Source organism: Chitinophaga sp. Hz27, assembly GCF_042263525.1.
Classification (GTDB): Bacteria; Bacteroidota; Bacteroidia; order Chitinophagales; family Chitinophagaceae; genus Chitinophaga.
This window is the reverse complement of the sequence record NZ_JBHKFJ010000009.1, coordinates 84,304-106,207: the sequence shown is the minus strand read 5'-3', so window position 1 is coordinate 106,207 and position 21,904 is coordinate 84,304. Positions and strand designations below refer to the sequence as shown.

19 protein-coding genes are annotated in these 21,904 nt (G+C 44.2%); 6 read left to right on the top strand and 13 right to left on the bottom strand.

What is annotated here, in order from left to right:
- Nucleotides 1-9: 9 nt before the first annotated feature.
- Both lepB and ACE38W_RS21550 read left to right on the top strand, forming a co-directional pair.
- Nucleotides 10-1,182: a signal peptidase I gene (gene lepB, locus ACE38W_RS21555; RefSeq protein ID WP_375834552.1), complete on the top strand. Its 1,173-nt coding sequence runs from the start codon at nucleotides 10-12 to the stop codon at nucleotides 1,180-1,182.
- 114 nt (nucleotides 1,183-1,296) lie between these two features.
- Nucleotides 1,297-2,169 (top strand): class I SAM-dependent methyltransferase, encoded by an 873-nt coding sequence (locus ACE38W_RS21550; protein WP_375834550.1) that lies wholly within the window; start codon nucleotides 1,297-1,299, stop codon nucleotides 2,167-2,169.
- On the opposite strand, the gene ACE38W_RS21545 is transcribed toward ACE38W_RS21550, so the two are convergent.
- On the bottom strand, nucleotides 2,164-3,636 hold the full coding sequence (locus ACE38W_RS21545) for a PLP-dependent aminotransferase family protein (protein WP_375834547.1): 1,473 nt from the start codon (nucleotides 3,634-3,636) through the stop codon (nucleotides 2,164-2,166). The two genes, ACE38W_RS21550 and ACE38W_RS21545, sit on opposite strands and share 6 nt — an antisense overlap.
- A gap of 90 nt (nucleotides 3,637-3,726) precedes the next feature.
- On the opposite strand from ACE38W_RS21545, the gene ACE38W_RS21540 reads away from it, so the two are divergent.
- From ACE38W_RS21540 to ACE38W_RS21525, 4 genes are all read left to right on the top strand, one after another.
- A complete protein-coding gene (locus tag ACE38W_RS21540; RefSeq protein WP_375834544.1) occupies nucleotides 3,727-4,167 on the top strand; it encodes a carboxymuconolactone decarboxylase family protein in 441 nt (146 codons plus the stop codon).
- Nucleotides 4,168-4,177: 10 nt separating this feature from the next.
- Complete coding sequence (locus ACE38W_RS21535; RefSeq protein ID WP_375834542.1) at nucleotides 4,178-4,627, top strand: GNAT family N-acetyltransferase; 450 nt, start codon at nucleotides 4,178-4,180, stop codon at nucleotides 4,625-4,627.
- A 174-nt stretch (nucleotides 4,628-4,801) separates the two neighbouring features.
- Complete coding sequence (locus ACE38W_RS21530; RefSeq protein ID WP_375834540.1) at nucleotides 4,802-5,551, top strand: DUF899 domain-containing protein; 750 nt, start codon at nucleotides 4,802-4,804, stop codon at nucleotides 5,549-5,551.
- Nucleotides 5,552-5,562: 11 nt separating this feature from the next.
- Nucleotides 5,563-5,868 carry a hypothetical protein gene (locus ACE38W_RS21525; protein ID WP_375834537.1) on the top strand — a complete coding sequence of 102 codons (306 nt, stop codon included), beginning with the start codon at nucleotides 5,563-5,565 and terminating at the stop codon, nucleotides 5,866-5,868.
- A 2-nt stretch (nucleotides 5,869-5,870) separates the two neighbouring features.
- Here ACE38W_RS21525 and ACE38W_RS21520 read toward each other — a convergent pair whose 3' ends face one another.
- From ACE38W_RS21520 to ACE38W_RS21465, 12 genes are all read right to left on the bottom strand, one after another.
- On the bottom strand, nucleotides 5,871-7,859 hold the full coding sequence (locus ACE38W_RS21520) for a heparinase II/III family protein (protein WP_375834534.1): 1,989 nt from the start codon (nucleotides 7,857-7,859) through the stop codon (nucleotides 5,871-5,873).
- A gap of 118 nt (nucleotides 7,860-7,977) precedes the next feature.
- Nucleotides 7,978-8,964 (bottom strand): DUF4466 family protein, encoded by a 987-nt coding sequence (locus tag ACE38W_RS21515; protein ID WP_375834531.1) that lies wholly within the window; start codon nucleotides 8,962-8,964, stop codon nucleotides 7,978-7,980.
- A 10-nt stretch (nucleotides 8,965-8,974) separates the two neighbouring features.
- Entirely contained in the window at nucleotides 8,975-9,385 is a 411-nt protein-coding gene (locus ACE38W_RS21510; protein WP_375834529.1) for a hypothetical protein, read from the bottom strand.
- A gap of 28 nt (nucleotides 9,386-9,413) precedes the next feature.
- Nucleotides 9,414-11,258: a RagB/SusD family nutrient uptake outer membrane protein gene (locus ACE38W_RS21505; RefSeq protein ID WP_375834527.1), complete on the bottom strand. Its 1,845-nt coding sequence runs from the start codon at nucleotides 11,256-11,258 to the stop codon at nucleotides 9,414-9,416.
- 10 nt (nucleotides 11,259-11,268) lie between these two features.
- Nucleotides 11,269-14,421 carry a SusC/RagA family TonB-linked outer membrane protein gene (locus ACE38W_RS21500; protein ID WP_375834524.1) on the bottom strand — a complete coding sequence of 1,051 codons (3,153 nt, stop codon included), beginning with the start codon at nucleotides 14,419-14,421 and terminating at the stop codon, nucleotides 11,269-11,271.
- A 585-nt stretch (nucleotides 14,422-15,006) separates the two neighbouring features.
- Entirely contained in the window at nucleotides 15,007-16,134 is a 1,128-nt protein-coding gene (locus ACE38W_RS21495) for an ABC transporter permease (protein ID WP_375834522.1), read from the bottom strand.
- Nucleotides 16,135-17,241, bottom strand: a complete 1,107-nt coding sequence (locus ACE38W_RS21490; RefSeq protein WP_375834519.1) for an ABC transporter permease — start codon at nucleotides 17,239-17,241, stop codon at nucleotides 16,135-16,137.
- Between the two features lie 5 nt (nucleotides 17,242-17,246).
- The gene (locus tag ACE38W_RS21485) at nucleotides 17,247-17,990 is read right to left on the bottom strand and encodes an ABC transporter ATP-binding protein (RefSeq protein WP_375834517.1); all 744 of its coding nucleotides are present in this window, start codon (nucleotides 17,988-17,990) and stop codon (nucleotides 17,247-17,249) included.
- Between the two features lie 6 nt (nucleotides 17,991-17,996).
- Nucleotides 17,997-18,917, bottom strand: coding sequence for an ABC transporter ATP-binding protein (locus ACE38W_RS21480; protein WP_375834514.1), 921 nt, complete (start codon nucleotides 18,915-18,917; stop codon nucleotides 17,997-17,999).
- 12 nt (nucleotides 18,918-18,929) lie between these two features.
- Nucleotides 18,930-19,871, bottom strand: coding sequence for an HlyD family secretion protein (locus tag ACE38W_RS21475; protein ID WP_375834510.1), 942 nt, complete (start codon nucleotides 19,869-19,871; stop codon nucleotides 18,930-18,932).
- 10 nt (nucleotides 19,872-19,881) lie between these two features.
- Nucleotides 19,882-21,156 (bottom strand): TolC family protein, encoded by a 1,275-nt coding sequence (locus tag ACE38W_RS21470; protein WP_375834507.1) that lies wholly within the window; start codon nucleotides 21,154-21,156, stop codon nucleotides 19,882-19,884.
- 36 nt (nucleotides 21,157-21,192) lie between these two features.
- The gene (locus tag ACE38W_RS21465) at nucleotides 21,193-21,825 is read right to left on the bottom strand and encodes a TetR/AcrR family transcriptional regulator (protein WP_375834505.1); all 633 of its coding nucleotides are present in this window, start codon (nucleotides 21,823-21,825) and stop codon (nucleotides 21,193-21,195) included.
- Between the last annotated feature and the right edge of the window lie 79 nt (nucleotides 21,826-21,904).

The window sequence follows — 21,904 nt, the reverse complement described above, 5'->3', positions numbered from 1 at the left end:
TCCGGTACTATGAAAATATTTGGCAGAAAGAAATCCGCCAGTCCCCAGAAGAAGTCAGCAATACGTGAATGGTTGAATGCCGCTGTTTTCGCCATTGTAGCCGCTACATTGATCCGTCTCTTTATTTTTGAGGCCTATTGTATCCCTTCTGGCTCCATGGAACGCACACTCCTGGTAAATGACTACCTTTTTGTCAGCAAGATAAGCTATGGCCCCAGAATGCCGGTAACGCCACTGGCGATCCCGCTGGTACATAATAAAATGCCTTTTACCCGCTATACTCCATCCTACAGTACTGCTGTAAAATGGGGCTATCACCGTCTTCCAGGCTTTTCTGATATCCAACGCAATGATATCGTAGTTTTTAACCTTCCTTCCGGCGACACCGTAGCCCTGGAAGTAGAGGAAAACATGAACTACTATGAGCTGGTACGCCGTGAAGGCCGCGAAGAAGTATGGAACCAGTTCCATATCATCCCACGCCCGCTTGACAAACGCGAAAATATCATTAAACGGTGTGTGGCCATCGCCGGAGACACCCTCCAGATCATCAATGGCCAGGTACATATCAACCAGCTGACGCCCTTCTCCGCCCCTGAAAGTGAAATGCCTTACCTGGTGCAAACCAATGGCGAATCGCTCAACAGTCTGCGCTTAAAAGAAATGGGCATCATCGATGAACCGATTGCAAGCGAACTACCAGGACAATACATCTGCAATCTCACTGCGGCAGATGTTGCTACCATGCGTAGCTGGTCGGTTATTAAAAGTATTACGCTAAAAACGGATACAGACCCTAACCCGGAAATATTCCCACATGACACCGCCAGCTACCACTGGAATCAGGATAATTTCGGGCCGATAGTAATACCGGCAAAAGGCCAAACAGTAAAGCTGAATACCACCAATATTGAGTTATACGACCGTGTGATCAGGATATATGAAGGAAATGAGTTGCAGGTTAAAGATGGAAAGATCTTCATCAACAACCAGCCAACAGATAGTTATACTTTCAAAATGAATTATTACTGGATGATGGGCGACAATAGGCATAACTCCCTCGATTCGCGCTACTGGGGCTTTGTTCCTGAAGACCACGTAGTAGGGAAAGCCTGGATCACCTGGATGAGTTATGATAGTGACGGTATCCGATGGCGCCGTATTCTTCAGTCAATTAACTAATGACGGAAACTAAAAAGATGATATCCATCTGCGAAGCCATTCTTCTTTTACAGACGAATGGCTTTTTATTACCACATTTTTCAATAATTTTCCCGCGATTTAATAGCTTATTCTATGACAACCTCAAGAGATTTTAATAGCATCAGTCCCTCTGCCAAAGGTTTACTTTTTCTCAAGAGTCTTACCAACATTCCTTTTGCATTGAAAGCCGCCACGCTGATGCATGCACCGGAACCTTATACACCCGACTTTGACGCCAAGGAACCTTTCTTCTGGGCAAGGGTATTACATTTTGAAGACCGATATTGGAGTATCAACCAATTACTGGAAGATACCGGCATCCACAATATACTGGAACTCTCTTCCGGCTTCTCATTCCGGGGCCTCGCCACTGCTAATCAGCCAGGATATCATTACATTGACACGGACCTCCCCGACCTTATTGCTACCAAACAAGGTTTTGTAAAGGCATTACAAGCCACGCCAGTTGCGGAAAACAGCAGCCTGGAAATACTTCCATTGAATGCTTTGGATGCTGCTTCCTTTGAGGCAACCGTTAATAAATTTCCTGCAGGGCCTTTGGCCATTGTCAACGAAGGATTATTGATGTACCTCGACCTGGAAGAGAAAAAACAACTCTGCCAGATCATCCGCACTATCCTTGAAAAACGCGGTGGGTACTGGATCACGGCAGACATCTATATAAAAGAAGATCAGGATTTCAGAAAAAAAATCATTCGCTCGGATGCCCTGATGGAGTTTTTTGATAAACACCAGATAGAAGAAAAGAAATTCGATTCTTTTGACGCTGCAAAAACATTCTTTGCTGCACAAGGTTTTGAAATAGACAAGGTGGCCGTAAGGGATAATTCCAAACTCAGTACCCTGCCCTATTTATTAAAAACACTCCAACCCGAACAGCTGGAAAAGCTGAAGCAGCGCAGTACTACAAGAGAAACCTGGCGACTGAAAGTAAAGCAATCATAGTCTATCTTTTAATACTTTAGCCAGTATATCCGTTGCCGTATGGAGTTCCTTTTCATTCAGAGAAGCGAAGCCAAAACGCATGGCATTGATTGGAGTACTCATATACGAATAGCGCTCTCCGTTAGCCATGTAAAGACCGTATTCCTGAGCCTTTACAGCAACTTTTGTTAGTGGGTATTTTTTATTGAATTGCAGCCAGATAGCCATTCCTCCTAATGGAAGTTTGAACTGTGCATATTTGTCCAGTTTTTTTTCCAGCAGCTCCCCTGCCAGGTCGCGGCGCTCCCAGTAGGATTTATTAGCCTTTTTAATATGACGGTTGATCGTTCCATTCGATAACATATTTGCCAATGCTTCTTCTATGAGGTTATCACCACCAAGGTCCATCAGACGACGTAAGGCGGCGGTTTTATCAATGAACTTTGATGGCGCGATCATGAAACCTATGCGTATAGAAAGGCCTAGTGATTTGGTAAAGGAGCCCACATAAATTACGTTGCCGCCATGGTCGGCGCTAGCCAGTGGCAGAATTGGCGAAGACGAATAATGGAAGTCGTAGTCATAATCATCTTCAATGACTGCCAGGTTATATTTACGGATAATCTCCAGCAGCTTCATTCTTCGTTCAGCACTCAGTGTTACCGTTGTTGGGTGATGATGATGAGAGATGATATACAGCATGCGTATTTTCTTTGTGGCACAGAGTTTTTCTACCGCACCGATATCGAGGCCATTTTCGTCTACCGGTACCTGTAGTAGGTTTGCGCCTAATTGCTGAAAGGTTAGGTTGGCGAAAAAATAATTTGGATTACCAACAATCACATTATCACCTTGCTTAATTATCATGGCTGCGGCCAGGTAGATGCTCATTTGCGCCCCTCTGGTCACCATTACATTATCTGCTTTGATATTGAGTCCGCGCGTACCTGCGAGATAGTTCACCATTTCATTGCGGAGATGCAGGTTTCCGAATGCGGGTGAGGTAACCAATATCCTGCGGTTATAGGGTTGTCGGATAATAGACCTGCATTCTTTTATCCATTCGTCCATGGGCGCCAGCCGGATATCCGGGAAGCCATCGTTGATGATCAGGCGTTTGGGACCGGGTTTTGTTTTGACTTGAAATTGTGTGGAGATATTGTTATAGCTGAAGCCAGGTTCTTCTTGATAGGCCTCCTGTGGTTGTTGAAAGCTGCGGGGTTTTATTTCGGGTAGATTTGTGGCTACCATCATCCCTTTCCTCGGGATAGCCATGATCCAGTCCTGACTCACGAGCTCATCATATGCTGCCACTACCGTTTTTCGATGCAACTGTAAAAGATCGGCCAGGATCCTGCTACCTGGCAGGTAGGTGCCGGGCTGCAGAATCCCTTCCTGGATAAGACTTATAATGCGGTTGGCTATCTGCAGGTATACTGCTTGTTGCGCATCTTTATCTACAATAATTAATGTTTTAAACGGGAGCATCTGGACTATTTAACAATTAACAGGTGGACTACAAAGATAGTCCAGATGAATTATACTTTTGTCTACATCTAACGACAAAAAATAAAGACCATGGAATCCAGATTTAATTTAATGGAAGTATTGCCAGAGGGGTATAAAGCGTTACGTACACTGGAAGTATTCAATGCGACTACTATTCTTACACCCATTCAAAAAGAGCTGATCAAAATCCGGGCTTCCCAAATAAATCAGTGTGCTTTTTGTTTGGCGATGCATACTAAAGATGCCCGTAAATATGGAGAGACAGAGGAGCGGATTTACTTACTGAATGCATGGAAAGAAACCTCGCTGTATACTTCTGAAGAGCGCGCATTGCTTGCCATGACAGAAGAGGTAACGCAAATTAGCAATCATGGCGTATCTGACACCACCTACAACGAAGTAGTTAAATTTTTTGGTATCGAAGGCACGGCCCAGATACTGCTTAATATTATTATGATCAACAGCTGGAATCGCCTGGCGATTACACTGCAATATCAACCAATTCTCTAAAAGATATCAGATGGCACGTACCATTTACTATGCAGATACAGACGAGGCAATATTAGCCTGTACAGAGGCGATAACAGCATTGCGCCCTCACTTGAAAGAGGTGTCTATACTGCCACAGATTAAAGAAATGCAGCAAGAAGATGGTTATATGCTGATATATGTTTGTGCAGATGATAAACCAGATGAAGTAGCTGCTATTGCAGGATTCAGACGTTTGAATAAACTGCTGGGAGGAAAACATATATACATCGATGATCTTTCCTGTTTGCCCCGGCATCAGAAAAAAGGTTATGCTTCTGATTTATTGAACCATATACGCACACTTGCCGAGCAACAGGGTTTAAATAGTGTAAGATTGACTTCTGGGCACAATCTGGCGCCAGCACATCGATTATATATGAACCATGGTTTCTTTATCTCTGCGCATAGCTTTATGCTCAAGCTGGTCGATAATTTTTAAGCCACTTATTGCTGCAATATATAAATAGCCATGTCCCAGCAACGGGATATGGCCACTTGTCGCAAACACCCCCAAGTGGGCATTTTGTCGCAATCACCCCTTTCTTTGACGTTATCGCACACTATAAAAGTTTGATAGCAATTGGATCTTTGGAAAAAGGAAAATCCATTTACTATGCAAACGAAAAACAAAGTAGTATCAGCTGCAGAATGGGAACTGGCCCGCAAAGCGCTGCTAGTGAAAGAAAAGGAACTCACTCGCCACCGCGATCAGATCGCCGCTGACAGGGAAGCAATGCCATGGGTGAAACTCGATAAGTCATACACCTTTGAAGGTCCTGATGGAAAAGAAAACCTCTCCGACTTATTTGACGGACGCAGTCAGTTAATCATCGTTCATTTTATGTTTGGCCCTGATTGGGAAGAAGGTTGTCCGGGATGTTCGTTTAATGCAGATAGCATTGATGGTACGCTGCCACATCTCAACAACCATGACGTGTCGCTGGTAGTGGTTTCAAGAGCGCCTTATGAGAAAATCAGGCAATTCCAGCAGCGTATGGGCTGGAAGTTCAAATGGGTATCTTCTTTTACCAGTGACTTCAACTACGATTTCAATGTATCGTTTACACCTGAGCAAATAGCAGCCGGCAACACCTACTACAATTATGTAAAGGGAGAAGGTGCTGCGCCTGAATTACCAGGTATGAGTTCTTTTTATAAAGATGAAAATGGCCAGATTTATCATACCTACTCCGCTTATGCAAGAGGCACAGAAATAATGGTCAATACATACAATTATCTGGATATCGCACCATTAGGTAGGAATGAGCGTCAGGACGGGCCTCATCCTATGGATTGGATACGCCATCACGATAAATATGCACCACAGCCTGCAAACACGGGCAAAAGCAGCTGTTGCCATTAAAATGTATGTCCATGACTTCTACATGTCATTGTAATAAGGAAAAGAAAGAACGCCGGCGGCTATTCCGGCGTTTCTTTCAATTTATCAGATGGGCCACTCCAGGTGTGGTACTTGCGCTCATACCCAAATGTCCTGTATGCCTGGCAGGATATATAGCCCTGGGTACAGGCCTTGGTGTATCGATTACAACAGCGAAATACCTGCGTTGGGGGCTTATCCTACTATGTTGTGCATCCTTGCTGTATTTCCTCGCAAAGCGATTGCCGGCCTTATTATCTTCCTCAAAAAACAATTCAGGCATCTCTCCAGACAAATAAAATTAATCATGCGATGTGGAAGGCGCATCCTTAGAAGTAGTACCAGCAATGGTTTTGGCACCTGGCGTGACTACATAAGTATATTTTTCCTTTGTATCCGGATGCATCGCTTTCAGGTTGATGCGATAGATATTATCGCCCCATTTCTGTTTGATACCTTCATCTTCCATTTTGGTAAGTGTTACTTTTTCTATGGAAGCGGTCAGTTTATTTGCAGGATAAGATAGTTTGTAGTCGCGGCCCTCGCCATGAATGGTGATGATGCCTGGCGTCGTTACTTCTGAAGGGAAGCAGGTCATCAGGTGCTGCGTAAGGCTATCATGCTTCAGCAGGCGTATATCATCTTCCACGACTACCCTACTGCCACGTTTGAGTGTCACGCTGCGGTTCCAGCTGCCGATGCCGGCTTCTGGCGGATATGCTTTTGCGATGTCTTGCTGCATGATACCAGTGCTGCTGGTTAAATTGCAACTTACTGCGGTGGCCTTATATTCCGGACCGGGATTTTGCGTATATCCGTTTACGGTAGGTACGTTGTGGTAGTCGGAACGATTGAACCATATATCATAACGTTTAGCCGAGAACGTGCGGGCAGTGTAGGTACCGCGCCCTACATCCACCAATACAGGCAGGCCATCATAGTAAACGATGAAATTGCCGATATCGTTGTGGTTATGGCTTTCATCATTGTTGCCACCTTTTGCAGCTACATAAAAACCTTGCGTAGCGCCGGCTTTGTCGCGGGTAGCCATTACCTGAAGATCAGGCCACCAGACGTTTTGCAGCAATGGTAACCCTTTGGCTGCATGTCTGAATTCATCTTGCATGAACAAGGAGAACAGGTTACGGTAATACATATACGTACCTCTCCAGATACTATGGTTATCGCGGATATAGGCAGCCCCAAAGCGCATCATATCCGCATCTCCAACATCTTTTCCAAAGCGATAAATTAATGCCCCGCCCATTCCTGGCCTTGGGTCCGCGTCTGCGAAGTCAAGGAAATAGTCTTCGCTGATCTGAGCCTTATAAATGAACTGTGCCATGTGTTTTACTTTCTCATCTTTCAGGACATAGGCGAAAGCATTGTTAGTAGCCAGGTTCAGGAAGCAAATGTTATCATAAAGTGAAGCCGCTGCGCCGCTCCAGTAGCCAGGACCTTCGTCGCAGCCACCATCTTGTGGATATGGATTGAGGAACTGGTCCAGTGTATGCAGGATTTTTGATACGGCGGCAGTGCGTTTGGCGTCATCGTGTTCCAGCAACAATGTGGCGCATAGCCAGTTGGAAGAGATCCATGGGTTCCAGTTATTAGGACGGCGGCCGTTTTTATTGTCGCCCATCCAGCCATGGTATCTGGTCATGAGCGGTACAAAAATACGGCGGTTGGTTTCGTCGTATATGCGTTTACGTATTTGCGGAGAAACCTCGTCCAGTTTATCTCCCATAAAATAATCCACCCAGCCAAGCAGTTCCGCTGTTTCTGCCGAAAATAGCTCCACAAAAGGATTTGACGCGTCTGCCAGTCCACTGAATTCTTTCGCTTTAGGAAGATGTGCGGAAGCTCCCCAGAAAGTTTCTTCGCAGATAGACCAGATGCCGTTGACGATATCATCGGTAAACCGGCCTTTATCTTCATATACTTCCGCCATCATCAATGTTGCCAGCACATCACGTTTTTTATTGGCTATTTCCTGGTAATCTCTTCTATTACCAGTTCTTACAATCAGTAAAGAAGTGGTGGCGGGAATACCCGGCCATTCGTAATGCAGGTAAGTTTCTGCTGCACGAATAGTATTGGCGGCAAGCGCAGTATCAATAGTCGTCCATACTTTACGGTTGCTTCTTGGCGGAAAGGGCTCCCACTTATCGCGGGGAATAATTTTAGTTGCCAGCTCGGCAGGCGTATAGTGGCCGCTCAGGAGGTTCTGAGCAGAAGCTACACTGGCGCCCAGGCAGCAGCATAGGAATATCAGCAGTTTCTTTTTCATAACGTTTTGCAGTTGTGAGCTGTAAGCGATTGGTTGTCCGCGGCAGGCATCTGCCTAAAAAAATCAAAAAAATAACGGGGACCATTTTCATAATCCCCGTTACGTATAGTTGTTTCAGTTATTTCATTGCGTAGCGCTTGATACTGATGGTCATTCTCTTTTTAGTATCATCTACTACATTGAAGTAGATATATGCGCGGTACTTGCCATCTGCAGTTTCTACCCAGGTTCCGGCTTCCTGTTTGATGTTCAGGAAGAAGTCTGGCATATTGGAAAAATCCTGTGCCTGGAAGTCTGGGTCATCTATGAAGACGCCATACTGCATGCGTGCCAGTTGTTGATCACGCAGGTTATAAGCTTTCACCAGGCGTACATCATTTGTAGCGCCGGCAGGCACCACAAAATCCGTCAGATACTCCTTAGGAGCTGCAGGTGCTACCAGGGCATGTTTGAAAGTAACATTAGGGAAAGTACGAAACATGTAGATCAAGTCTATTTTAGCCGGATCTACTGTTTGGCTTTTCTTATAAACTTTCATGTCTGCAATAGAGATATAGGTTGAATCACCATCATTGACACCCAGGTCCAGGGCCATATCCATTTTTGATACATTGTATGGCCCCATTTTATATGTTACCGTTTCCCCATCACTGCTTTTTGCGGTGAAGGTAAAGGAGACCTTTTTACCGCGTGCCTCTTCGGGTACCTGATAAAAGTAACGCAGAGTGGCAGCATTAGTATCTACTGTGAAATTGGTGGTGGTATTATTTCCATTATTTATGGAAGGGTCACCAATTTTCACAGGAATGTCAGTTCCACTACTGTTTGTATAGAAGGACCTATTTTCCAGGTAGGTGCCAGCAGCGCCAGGTATAGTGGCTTCTACCTGTGCAGAGACAAGTTTCCCTTTAGTTTTAGGCAATGCCATTGCATAGGCGAATTCGATATTACCATTCACCAGGTTGGGGCCCAGTGATCTTTTGATGCAATCGTTCTGCAGCTGATCTTTAGGAGATGGCACTGCATAATCATCATTTTTGGAACATGCGGACAATAGCAGCACAGCTCCGGCGAAGAATGATATATATGATTTGAATTTGGTCATGGTTCAGCGTTTACCTTGTTTGAACAGTGATGATTACTTTATAGGTTTTTCTGATTTTCCTGTTGCCTGAAACGACTGTATACTGACGGGGATTGGCAAGATCAGAGAAATCAGTTTTGCCAGTAATCTTTGGATCCAGTTTACAATCCTGGGCCAGTGAAAACTGCGGCCATACATTTCTCAGGTCAGTACCATAAAGTACTTCCTGGTTGATAGTGCCAGCAGCAGTATCAATTACCGGAGCTTTAGACCTTACGGTTTGAAAATCCGGCCCGAGGAGTTCAAAGTTAGAAACATAGCAATCGGTGCGCGTAGTGATCAACAGACCATCCTCATCCACCGGGAGATCATTCTTTTTACAGCTAGTAATAATGCTGATACAAGCCATTAATAAAGCACTGATGATGATATATTTTTTCATAAAAATTCTTTTTAGTAGGACCTATCGATTATAACCAAGGAGTATTCTGTGTCAGGTTAGGATTACGATCTCTTTCACTCTGTGGTATTTTGAAGATATATGCCCTTGTATAATCTCTATCAATCGCATTATTGTAATAGCGGTCATTCTGGGAGCCCTGAGTATCCAGCAGATAGCGTCCGGTGGCGCCTACGCCTCCCCAGATTTTTTCTAATGTTCTCCAGCGTCTTAAATCAAATGCCCTTTGTCCTTCCGCTACCAATTCTACGATTCTTTCCTGTTCAATTGCAGAGAAGAAAGCATCTTTACTCGCATATTTAGCAGCAGCTAAAGGAGGCAGGTTTCCGCGGTGACGTACTTTATTTACCAGGTTGATAGCATCCGCCTGTGGACCATTTATTTCATTACTTGCTTCAGCATACATGAGGAAAACGTCTGCCAGACGCATTACCGGGAAGTTATAATCTCCGTCGCTACGGCCCTGGCCTGCATAATTGCGAATGAACTTACGGAATATGTAGCCTGATTTCGTTCCATCGGTATTAAAGGTGATGTAATCCACGCCACCAAGGGTTATTTTGGTTCCCCAGGTTTTATAGATGTATGGTGCTAATCCGGTAGATTTTAATGAAGCCATTCCCATAATTTTCTCATAATCCCACAGCATTGATGCTTTCATGCGGTAATCACGATTTGCATAGCTGGCAGGATTTACTGCCGAATTGGGATCTGTTCTGGCAGTGGATCCAGCTTTACTTGGGTCTTTCGGAATCAGTTTCGGGGCAAAATCTCCTGTAGTTGTCAGCTGATATCTATCTGCTATTTCATAGCGAGGATAAACCCAATTTTGTGCACTTTCCTGTGTACGACCACCGAAATCACGCATCAGTTCTTCCCCTTGTCCGGTGTTAGTACCACCATGTGTAAAGGCCATAATCATTTCTGCATCGCCGTTAGCAATCGGTTGGAACAGATAGAAGTAGTTGGGCAATACGTCTGCCCCACCTAAAGTATCTATATTACCTGGTTCTCCACCTCGGAAAAGCGTAAGACCATAATCATTTATTACATGATTGAAGTCATCTGCAGCGGCCTTAAACGCAGTGGCAGCAGCACCTGCATCAGGCTTAAAGCCTGTGAGTTCAGGCCAGCCATTTTTATTCCAGCAAGCCCAATACAATTGCAGCTTACCACGGAAGGCCAGCGCAGCAGGTTTTGCAGCACGTCCTATCTGTGTAGATTTAAGTGGAAGGTTATCAAATGCATAGTTAAAGTCGGCCATAATGGAGTCTTTAATCTGTGCTATTGGTAAGCGGGACAAGGTCGCAACATCACTGTTATTCGTATTTACTGTGGTAAAGTAGGGCACATCTCCCCACATAGAGATCAGGCGGAAATAGGTCATTCCACGCAGCAGTTTTGCTTCTGCAATGATGCGTTGCAGGTTTGCAGTATTACCAACATTACGGTTGATCAGGTCCTGCGTGTTGGCGATAACGTAGTTTGCTCTGTTTACAGAACCATAGAGACCTTCAAAGTAATTATCGAATTTATCACCGTATGTCTGTGGAGAATAACCAGCGCTACTAGAAGGGTTGTAAGCCCCTGCATTTGAAGAGGTAGTAGAAGTACCGCGTGTTTTTGTGTACTCTCCCTGTCCGTCGAAATAATAATCACGATCAAATACGGAACGAGTAGCATTATAGGCACCCATAATCGCATAGGTGGCATCATCTTCAGACTTCCAGAAATCAGCCACGTTTACTTCCGTGGTAGGCATCTGGTCTAACAGGTTCTTGGTACATCCGGTAGCAAGTAGCGCAACAGTAGCGGCTACCATTGTAGTACGTATAATAGAAATTGATTTCTTCATGATAATAATTTTAGAATCCAACATTCAAGCCTACAGAATAAGATTTAAGCATTGGATAAGCAGTATTCTTGTTACCACTAGCTTCAGGATCGAGACCACGATACCCTGTAATCGTCAGGATATTTTCAGCAGAGCCATAAATTCTTACACTGTTTATTTTCATCAATTTCATCAGGTGCTGAGGTAATGTGTACCCCAATTGAATGTTTTTCAAACGGAGATAGGCCATATTATCCAGCCAGTAAGTAGATTCATCGCGGTTTCCGCTGTAGCCACCAAGCCGAGGCCATCCACCATATCTGTTATCAAGGCTCCATGCGTTGTTCCAGTGATCCCAGGTAGCCGCATAACGTTGGGCAGAGAAGTTGGTATTGTTATAGTTATTCAGCCAGAAATCTTTCCTGCCGGCAGATCCCTGCAATAGGAAGTTAAAGTCGAATCCTTTCCAGCCAACATTACCACCTAATGCGAAGTTGGTTGTAGGACGATCACGCTGATAATTTGTTTGCGCTACTTTGTCATTTCCGTCGATTATACCGTCGCCATTGACATCCTGGCGAATGATGTCTCCAGGAGAAGCACCTTGTGGCGTACCATTGTATACGTCTTGCCAGGTTTGTGCGATGCCTTTATCGAGGTAGGTGTATACAAAGTGGTAAGGCATGTTGAGGAAGGTATAGCCACGACCGAGATATTCATTCCATTTTTCCAGGTTAGTACGGTTATATGAAACGTTACCATTGAGGGAGTAACGGATACCGTTACTTAATTTGTCGCTCCAATTGAGGTTCAGCTCTACACCACGGTTACGAAGGTTACCGATATTTTTGCGTGGAGCATTATAAGCCCCTGTAAGGAGAATAGACATATCAGACGGTCTGTTCATGTTAGTGGTAAGACGATCATAATAGTCCAGTTCTGCATTCAACCGGCTCTGGAAAAAACCAAGATCTAAACCGAGATTAAACACAGAAGTGGTTTCCCAGGTAAGACCTTCGTTGACCATTTTCTGATAAACCAAACCTTTCTGGATATCCTTGTCGAGGAAATAGGTAGCCAGGGCCAAAGTTTGTAACTGCTCATACCTGCCTACTCCACTATTGTTACCCAGCGTACCATAGGAAGCACGGAGCTTACCATTACTCAGCCAGTTGCTGGTATATTGTTTAACAAAATTCTCTTCCACAAAGCGCCAACCAACAGCAGCAGAAGGGAAGAAACCATATCTGTGGCCAGGGAGGAATTTGGAAGAACCATCGGTACGGAAGTTTAATTCCAACAGGTATTTATCATATGCAGAATAGTTAATACGGCCAATGTAGGAACGAAGGCCTTCTGTACTGGAGTTACCACCAGCACTCATGATGCTGGTAAGTGCACCATCTATTTCATGCAGATTAGGATAAACACGGTCATTACGGCTTGCGTTCAGACTGCGATCATACCAATATTCTTCACTATAAACTCCCAGGATGGTAAGGTCATGGTATTTATTGAATGCTTTATGATAAGTTATACTACCATTCAGTTGTGTTTTGTAGCCTGAAGTGGAGGTATTGGAAATTCCCGAATTGGTGCCGTAGTAGGTGCGGCTTCCGTTGGACAAAGTCTGAAAGTTATATGCAATGGTTGGTATTGGAGCAGAATATGCAAACTGGTTATAGTAAGCGAGCGAATAATCTACTTTACCAGTTAATCCTTTTATAGGTTCCCAACTATAGTATGCATTTGCATTCAGTTGTTGTCTGTTCTGACTGGTCAGGGCCTGCGTATAACGCATATAGGGGTTGAAAGCCTGTGCATCTTCTCCGTAGGCCATCACACCACCAAATTTCCCCGTAGAAGGATCATAAGGCGTTATACCGGCGATAGCATACTGGAGGTCTACGTTACCTCCGTCGGCGTCCGTGAAACCCTCTTCCATGGCATATGCATATTTAGACCAGATACCTGCAAACTTCATCCCTACATTCATGGTAGGACGTAGTTTATAATCGAAATTAAAGCGGGCGTTATAGCGTTTATAGGTATTATTTATCTGCAATCCTTTTTCATCCTGTACTCCTACTGACGCGAAGAAGTTGGATAGTTCATTTCCTCCACTGGCAGACAGGTTATAATTCTGGTTAATACCATTATGCATGATAACACTCCACCAGTCAGTATTCGGATAGCTGAGCGGATCTACCATACCCATAGCCATCCACTGGTCGATAGTACCATCTTTAAAGTTCAGCAGATTGCGGGCAGTACCTACTTGCTGAAGACGTTGTTCCAGCGTAAGTGCACGGGCATAATCCGCCATAAAATTATAGGATTTGGTAGGTTCCGTTACACCATAAAATCCAGAAAAATTGAATTGTGTTTTCTTCTGACCTTTACCTGATTTGGTGGTGATGAGAATGACACCATTAGCAGCGCGGGAGCCATAAACAGAAGCCGAGGTAGCATCTTTTAATACGGAGATGCTTTCGATATCGTTCATGTTTACCAGGTTGATATCCACATCCGGCATGCCATCTACTACAACCAATGGTTTAGCATTATTGACGGTACCGAGGCCACGGATTACGAGATCAGCTCCGTTTTTACCTGCCATACCACTGGACTGGGTTGCAGATAACCCAGGTACAAGGCCAGAGAGAGCGGAGGAAGCATTTGACACTGCGCGGCCGGCCATTTTCTCATCTACTTTAATAGCAGATACTGCGCCAACCATGTTTACTTTACGTTGCGTACCATAACCCACTACCACCACTTCTCCCAGTGCTTTTTCGCTGGTTCCCAGTTGCTGGTTGAGTGTTTTTTGATTGGAGTAGGCCACTTCTTTAGGGGTGAAGCCCATAGAAGAAAACACGAGTACTGGTGAAGGCAGGTTTGCCGGGATGCGCAGGTTGTATGTACCTTTGGCATCTGTCACGGTACCATGTGATGTACCTTTTACAGATACGGTAACTCCTGGAATAGGTTGGTTTTTGTCGTCAGTTACCACCCCTGTAAGTACGCGTACCTGGGATGGATCTTGTTGGAAAAATGCTGCTGCATTACTTTTAGCCGCGTAAACAGGCGATGTGTAGAGCAGTCCTGCTGCGGGTATCAGTGTCAGCATCATCCAATGTAAACTGCGTTTACCAGATGAAGAACGTGGTAAATAGTGGATCATTAGGTATTAATTTTTGAGCAATAAAAAGGCCCTACCGGGGATGCCCGGTATGTAAGCGGAATGTTTGTACATGATCGATAAAAGCAATATGCGGGAACTGGAAGTTCGCATTTAGGATAAAATAACCAGTACCGCAAACGATTGCATAAAAGATGGCACAATTACTATGTCACTAACCCGTAGACTTTCATACGTGGGACGATTTTAGTTGTTTCGTGGATTGTTGATTATGGAATTTATTGTATCAGTATACTCTTCTAATTAAACAGTACGCGATAAAAATACAAAAAGCAATCGATTGAAATAAATATTATTTTAACAAAAAAGCAATATTTGGCTACAATTTTAATTGTTCTAAAATAATCTATCAGTAATTGTTAAAATTCTACAGGTCTGAAGGTGCAGGCTACTCATAATGTTGGCTGATGTGATTAAATTTTGATTGTTATGCAAAAAACACGGCAAACGTTTCCGTAAAAATAATATCAACTTACCTAGTTGGCATTGGTAATGCAGACAATTTAATACAAAAAAAAGTACGCTGTATCACTACAGCGTACCTATTTTTTATAGTAATATGTTGATTTAAGATGTTTTACGATAGTTCCAGACCGCCCATCCATTCAGTACTCCAGCGAATAGCACCAAATATCCTAACTGCAATTTGACATCTGCAAAGGTACTACCCTTCAATATTATCATACGCACCACCGTTACAAAATGCGTGACAGGCGTTAATGATGAAATCACCCGCGCCCACTTAGGCATACTCTCCGTTGCCGTGAACATACCACTCATCAGCATAAATATCATCATAAAGAAAAACGCCAGAAACATAGCCTGCACCTGGTTTGAGCTATAGGTAGATATCAGCAGGCCGAAGCCCAGTAACGCCACCAGGTATACCGCAGCAAACAAATACAATAACCATAACGCACCCACGGGAACAATACCATACATCACTCTCGCCACGAACAACCCAATCGTAAAGATGATCATACCCACCACCCAAAACGGCACCAGCTTGCCTGTAATGAATTCCCATTTACGTATAGGCGTTACGTTGATTTGTTCTATCGTGCCTATTTCCTTCTCTTTAACAATGTTCAGGGCCGACATAAACCCTCCTATCAATGTCAATAACAACACAAAGATCGCCGGCACCATATAGAACTTATATTCCTCTTGCGGATTGTACCAGATGCTATACGTCATATTGATTACCGGCACACTGGCATTACTTACGCCCTGCGCGTCGCGCACAAAATCCAGTTCCGTACTGTTACTAAAATCATTGATAATACTATTCAGATAAGCCCCGCCAATAGTAGCCCTGGCGCCATTGATGGCATCTATAGACAACGCAACTTCCTGCCGCCCTTCCCTTACCAAGTCACGCTCAAAATGTGGTGGGATCTCCACCACTACATCCGCGCGGTTTTCTTCTATGTATTTCAAAGCCTCTCCAAAGGAATGCTCGGCGCCGACTATACGAAAATATCCCGAAGCTCCCAGCTTGGAAATCAGGCGCTGTACCATCGTACTATGATCATTATCTACAATCACCAACTTCACATCTTTCACCTCGAAGTTGGCTGCCAGCGGCATTATAATCAGCTGGATCGTAGGCATAGCAAACATCATCACCAGGATCATCTTATCCCGGAAAATCTGTCTGAACTCTTTCTGTAAAATAAAACTCAGCCTTTTCATTTATTCCAACCGTGTTTTAAATTTGAGCAATGCGGCTGTCAGCAACACTGTGGTCATCCCCAACAAAACCAATGTTTCTTTCCAGACATAACTAAACCCAAGCCCCTTCAGCATTACAGCCTTTACGATCAGGTAATACCATCTCGCAGGTACGATATTAGATATCAATTGCAAAGGCCAGGGCATGTTTTCCAGCGGATACATAAAACCAGTGAACAACAATGTCGGCAACATCATACCCATCATAGATATCAGCATAGCGCCCTGCTGTGAACTAGCCACATTAGAGATCAGCAGCCCCACAGAAAGACAAGTGATAATAAATAAAGTACTTTCTGCAAAAAGCAAGAGGATACTGCCTTTGATGGCTATATCCAGGAAACCGACGCTCAATACCAATATAAATATGAAGTTGACTAAAGACAACACCAGGAAAGGAATCGCTTTCGCCAGTAATACCATGATTGGATGAAAAGGCGATACCAGCAAGACCTCCATCGTTCCTAACTCTTTCTCGCGCACCACAGATACTGATGTCAGGGTGCTGCAAACAATCATAAATATCAAGGCGATTACGCCTGGAATAAAGTTCAGCGACCCATTCCCCTCTTCATTGTATAACATTCTTAACTGCGGTGTAATGCCCACGGGGGTTGCACCACCAGGCAATAGCGTCAGCTGATAATCTGCAATAAAAGCGCTGATATAATTAATTATAGTCTTAGCTGTATTGGGATCTGAGCCATCCGCAATAATCTGCACTGTTGCCTTTCCATTATGTCGAAGATCTTCCCCAAATGAAGGTGGAAACAGCAACACACATTTCACTACTCCTTTCTTAAACTCTTCATCAATGGCCTTATCCTCTATATGTTTTTCCTGTACAATAAAGTAAGCAGATGATTTTATTTTGCTGATGATCTTGGCTGTATTGGGGTCTTTGGACTGATCGCTGATAATAATATCAGCGTTTTTGACTTCGCTGGTAAGGGCATAGCCAAACAGCAGGATCTGCGCCACCGGCAGCCCAAACATGATCAGCAACGTACGCCTGTCGCGGAATACGTGGTAAAATTCCTTCCGAATAAAAACGAGTAATTGCTTCATGATCGTCAGTCTGATGAACGTTTTGCGCCTCTTGCCAGTTGATAGAACACCTCTTCCATATTATCGGCGTTGAACCTTGCCTTTAGTGCCTGTGGCGCATCGAGGGCTTCAATTTTTCCATCCACCATAATAGTAATGCGATTACAGTATTCTGCTTCATCCATGTAGTGGGTGGTAACGAAAACAGTGATACCGTCTGCAGCTGCGGCGTAGATCATATCCCAGAACTGTCGCCTGGTAACGGGGTCCACGCCACCAGTGGGCTCATCGAGGAATACGATCCTGGGCCTATGGAAGATCGCCACGGAAAACGCCAGCTTCTGTTTCCAGCCTAAAGGCAATTCTCCTACTAATTTCTTTGCTTCTTTTTCCAATCCTAATTGCCGGATCAATTCATTGCTTCTTTCTTTGATGACAGGTCTTGTCAATCCATATACGCCGCCATAAAATTCTATGTTCTCCAATATGGTCAGGTTTTCATACAACGAAAACTTCTGGCTCATATAACCGATATTTCTTTTGATGCCTTCCTGTTGCTTGTATACGTCAAAACCTGCTACAGTAGCGGTTCCAGAGGTAGGAAAAGAAAGTCCGCAGAGTATGCGCATAGCCGTGGTTTTACCAGCACCATTGGCGCCGAGGAAACCGAATATCTCTCCTTTGTTTACTTCAAATGAGATTTTATTGACGGCATAAAAATCGCCGAAACGCTTTGTCAGATCTTTACAAACTATTACCTGCTCTGCCATATCAACTTAGTTATGCTCTGTTAAACGAATGAACGTATCTTCTATTCCCGGCGTTATTTCTTTAATAGCAATACCCGCATGTTGCTTGTCTGCCGCATATTTGCGGAGATATTCCAAATCACCGGTGGCATCCTGTTTCATTGTCAGGTGCAGGTATTCGCCAAATGCAAAGCAGCTATCCACTTTATCACTGTCACGCATATCCTGTAATAACTTATAGATGTTCTCTGCTTTGGCAGCGTATAATTTCACCGGATAACTTTTAATGATATTATCTGGTGTGTCTATCTGCATGATGCGGCCTTGCTGAATGAGACCAATGCGTTCACAAAGACTAGCTTCATCCATATAAGGTGTTGAAACGAGTATGGTAATACCCTGCGCCTTCAGTCTGGCTAGGATATCCCAGAATTCTTTCCTGGACACTACATCCACACCTGTTGTAGGTTCATCCAGAAAAAGCACTACCGGCTTATGTATCAGCGCACAGCACAAAGCCAGTTTCTGTTTCATACCACCGGATAATTTCCCGGCACGTCTGTCGTTAAAGGGTTTTATCTGATCATAGATATCTTTTATGATATCATAATTCTCTTCGATAGTAGTTCCAAACAGTGTAGCAAAGAAGTTAAGATTTTCCTTTACGGTAAGGTCCTGGTAGAGCGAAAACTTTCCGGGCATATAGCCAACGATGTTGCGGATGGCTTTATAGTCTTTCACTACATCATGTCCTTCAACGCTGGCTTTACCTTTATCTGCGAGCAATAAGGTGGTGAGGATACGAAAGATGGAAGTTTTGCCGGCGCCATCGGGGCCAATCAAGCCAAACAATTCTCCTTTCTGTATTTCCAGCGAAACATTGTCTACCGCAAGTATATGGCCGGCATCATATGTTTTGGTTACGCTATCCAATATTACAGCACTCATACCTGAAACCTTTTACTGGTGTGACCATAATGCTTCTCCGTACATGCCTATCTTCAGGAATCCGTCGTTCTTCACGCGTATTTTGATCGCATATACGAGATTAGCTCTTTCATTTTTTGTTTGAATGGTTTTCGGCGTGAACTCTGATTTATCAGATATCCAGCTGATATTGCCTGCATAGTTTTTGTAAGATTGCTTTCCTTGGTCGATGCGAACGGTAACCTGCTGTCCTACTTTTACCTGCGGTAGCTGCGTGCCATCAATATAGGCGCGGAGATACAACGTATCCGTGTTTGCTATCTTATATAATGGTTTGCCAACGGTGGCGAGTTCGCCTTGTAAGGCATACCTGGTAAGCACCATACCGGTAATAGGATTGATAATTTTTCCTTTACGGATTTGTTCTGTGTATTGAGCGGCCGACATCTCCAATGGTGCCCTTTCACTGAGTACTGTTTTATTTTGTACGCCCGTCGTATAGTCGTCGAGGTTCATTTGCTGACGGGTAGCGGCGATCTGTTTCCGCATCTGATCTACCTGGCTGTTCATGTCGTCTAGTTGCTTGCGGGTGGCTGCATCTTCTTTAACGAGATTTTCTGTTCTCTTTTGTTCGCGTATCAGCTGCTCCAGTTGTGACTCTTGCACCGCCAGTTGTTTTTTTACCAGGGTATTTTTCTCTGCGGGTGAACTCGTTTTTTGTTGCAAGGCCGCAATAGAGGCTTCCACCTGTGCTTTTTGCAGCGACGGGATTTTGATGTCTATCTGTCCTACGCTATCGCCTGCACGAAGTTGAGCGCCTTCCTGCACATTGAAGCTGAGTAGCTCACCGTTTTGTTGGGCAGATACGATTACTTCATCCGCTTCAAAGTTGCCGGAAGCGTCCTGCGCTTGTTTTTTATCGCCGCAGGCAGTGATACAAAATATTGCTATCGTGAAAACAATCAGTTGTTTCATGGAAATATTATTAGTTGCCAGAAGTATATTTATATTGATAACCCGCCTGCAATAGCTGTAACTGGTGCAGGATCAGGGTTTGCCGGGCCTGGTTTTCTGCATTCAGCTGATTTATATAATCGTGTACGGTGATGACGCCGTTTTCCAGTTGTGCCTTGGCAGATTGTTTTACAGATGACCGGTAGGTAATCGCTTCCTGGTCTTCTGCAATCATTGCATGAAATTTCTTCAGCTCTTCTCTTTGCTGGATAAGGGAAATATTGGTGTTATAAAGAAATGTCTCTTCTTCTATTGCCACGGATTTCCGGTTATTTTCAATAATATGTTTATTGTTTTTCAGGCTGTATAAACTTCCGAGGTTCCAGCTCATACGTAGTCCGGTCATATACCACCAGCCAAAATCGTTGCTGAGGAAATTAAGCGTGGGGCGGCCATAGGCGCCCTGGAAGAAGGCGTTGAATCTGGGCAGATAATCGGATTTCAGTTGCAGTTCCTGCACGTCCATGGTTTTACGACGGTATTGATACCAGGTAAGCTCCGGGCGGTGAATATCTGTAGGAACCGGTTGTTCATCGGGTGTTACCAATTTGGTATTGTCGTCCAGTTCTTTGCCGATGAATACGCCCAGCATTTTCATATAGGCGCTGCGGTTAGACCTGAACTGAATATCAGAAGAGCGTGCATTACTGAGCTCTGCTTTTAGTTCGTCAACATTACTGCGATAAGCGGCGCCGTTGCGGTAGGCGGCCTCCACTTTTGCGATGGCGCTATTGAGATCGCTGGTACGGATATCATTCTGTTTTAGTTGTTCGTCCATCAGAAGGATAGAGAAGTAGAACTGATTGATGCGTTCGCGAACAGTATACAGGCTCACTTCCAGGTTTTGCTGATCAGCAGCTGTATTTGCTTTGATCAGTTCTTTCTGGTAATGGCTGGCGTTTGCATCGAAGATGGTTTGCTGCACTTCACCTACCAGCTTATACTGATCTTTACTGAAAGAAGGAAAAGAAACGCCCAGGTTGGCAGGAAGTAAATCGGCTGCATTTACTACATCAGACTGATAAGTGGCTTGCCCGGAGAAGTTGACCTGTGGTAGGTATACCTTTCCTGCATTCGACAGCGAATACTTTCCTGTTGCTTTAATCAGATCGTAGCGTTTTATCAGTGGGTAGTTTTCTCTGGCCATGCTATAGCATTGCTCTATCGTAAGCGCTTGTGACCAGGCGGCATACGAAGGCAGCAACAGCAGTAACAACAGCAATTTTCTACAATGCTTCTGTACCATGTTTACGCGGGTATTGAAATATTATGTATGATATACTTACATCATAGCTTTCAGCCAGATGGGTATTTTCTGTTTGCGGTCTTCCATCATCTGCCGGAACATTTTCGTATCCACGGCACCAGAGCGCAAGAGCATTGGCCTGGCCACGAAAGGCATGGTGAGCATGCTCACCATGTTCATCAGCAGATGCAATGGTTCTATGGCGAGTTTGTTTTTGCTAAACAATTCCTGTAATTGTTTGAGAAAATAAGATTGCAGGAAGATGTTGTTTTCTATAAGTGCTTTTGTGATTTCCGAGGAGCTGACAGCGTTATTGGCGATGCCTGTCATCACAAATAATGGCAGATCAGGATGTTCCAGTAGCATGTCCATATACTTTGGACATACCGCATCTATCTTTTCAACGGCGGAGGTATCCGGGTCGTTGAGGAGGTTTATAAGTCCGGATAGCAATTGTTTGATGGCCTCCAGCATGATCAGCTCAAAAAGTTTTTCTTTGCTGCGGAAATAATAGTTCACCAGGGAGAAGTTGAGGTCAGCTTCTGCGGCGATGTCGCGCACGGTCGTAGCGGCGTAGCCGTTACGCGTGAATACCGCTCTGGCTGCGGTCATTATTTTCTCTTCCGCTGAGGCGTCGAGATCCTTCTTTTTATTTGTCGCTTTAGCCATCTCCCAAAATTATAAAACAAATGTAGATCAGCTTTTCCAATTAAACAAATGTATTAAACAATTGTTCAAATTTAATTCA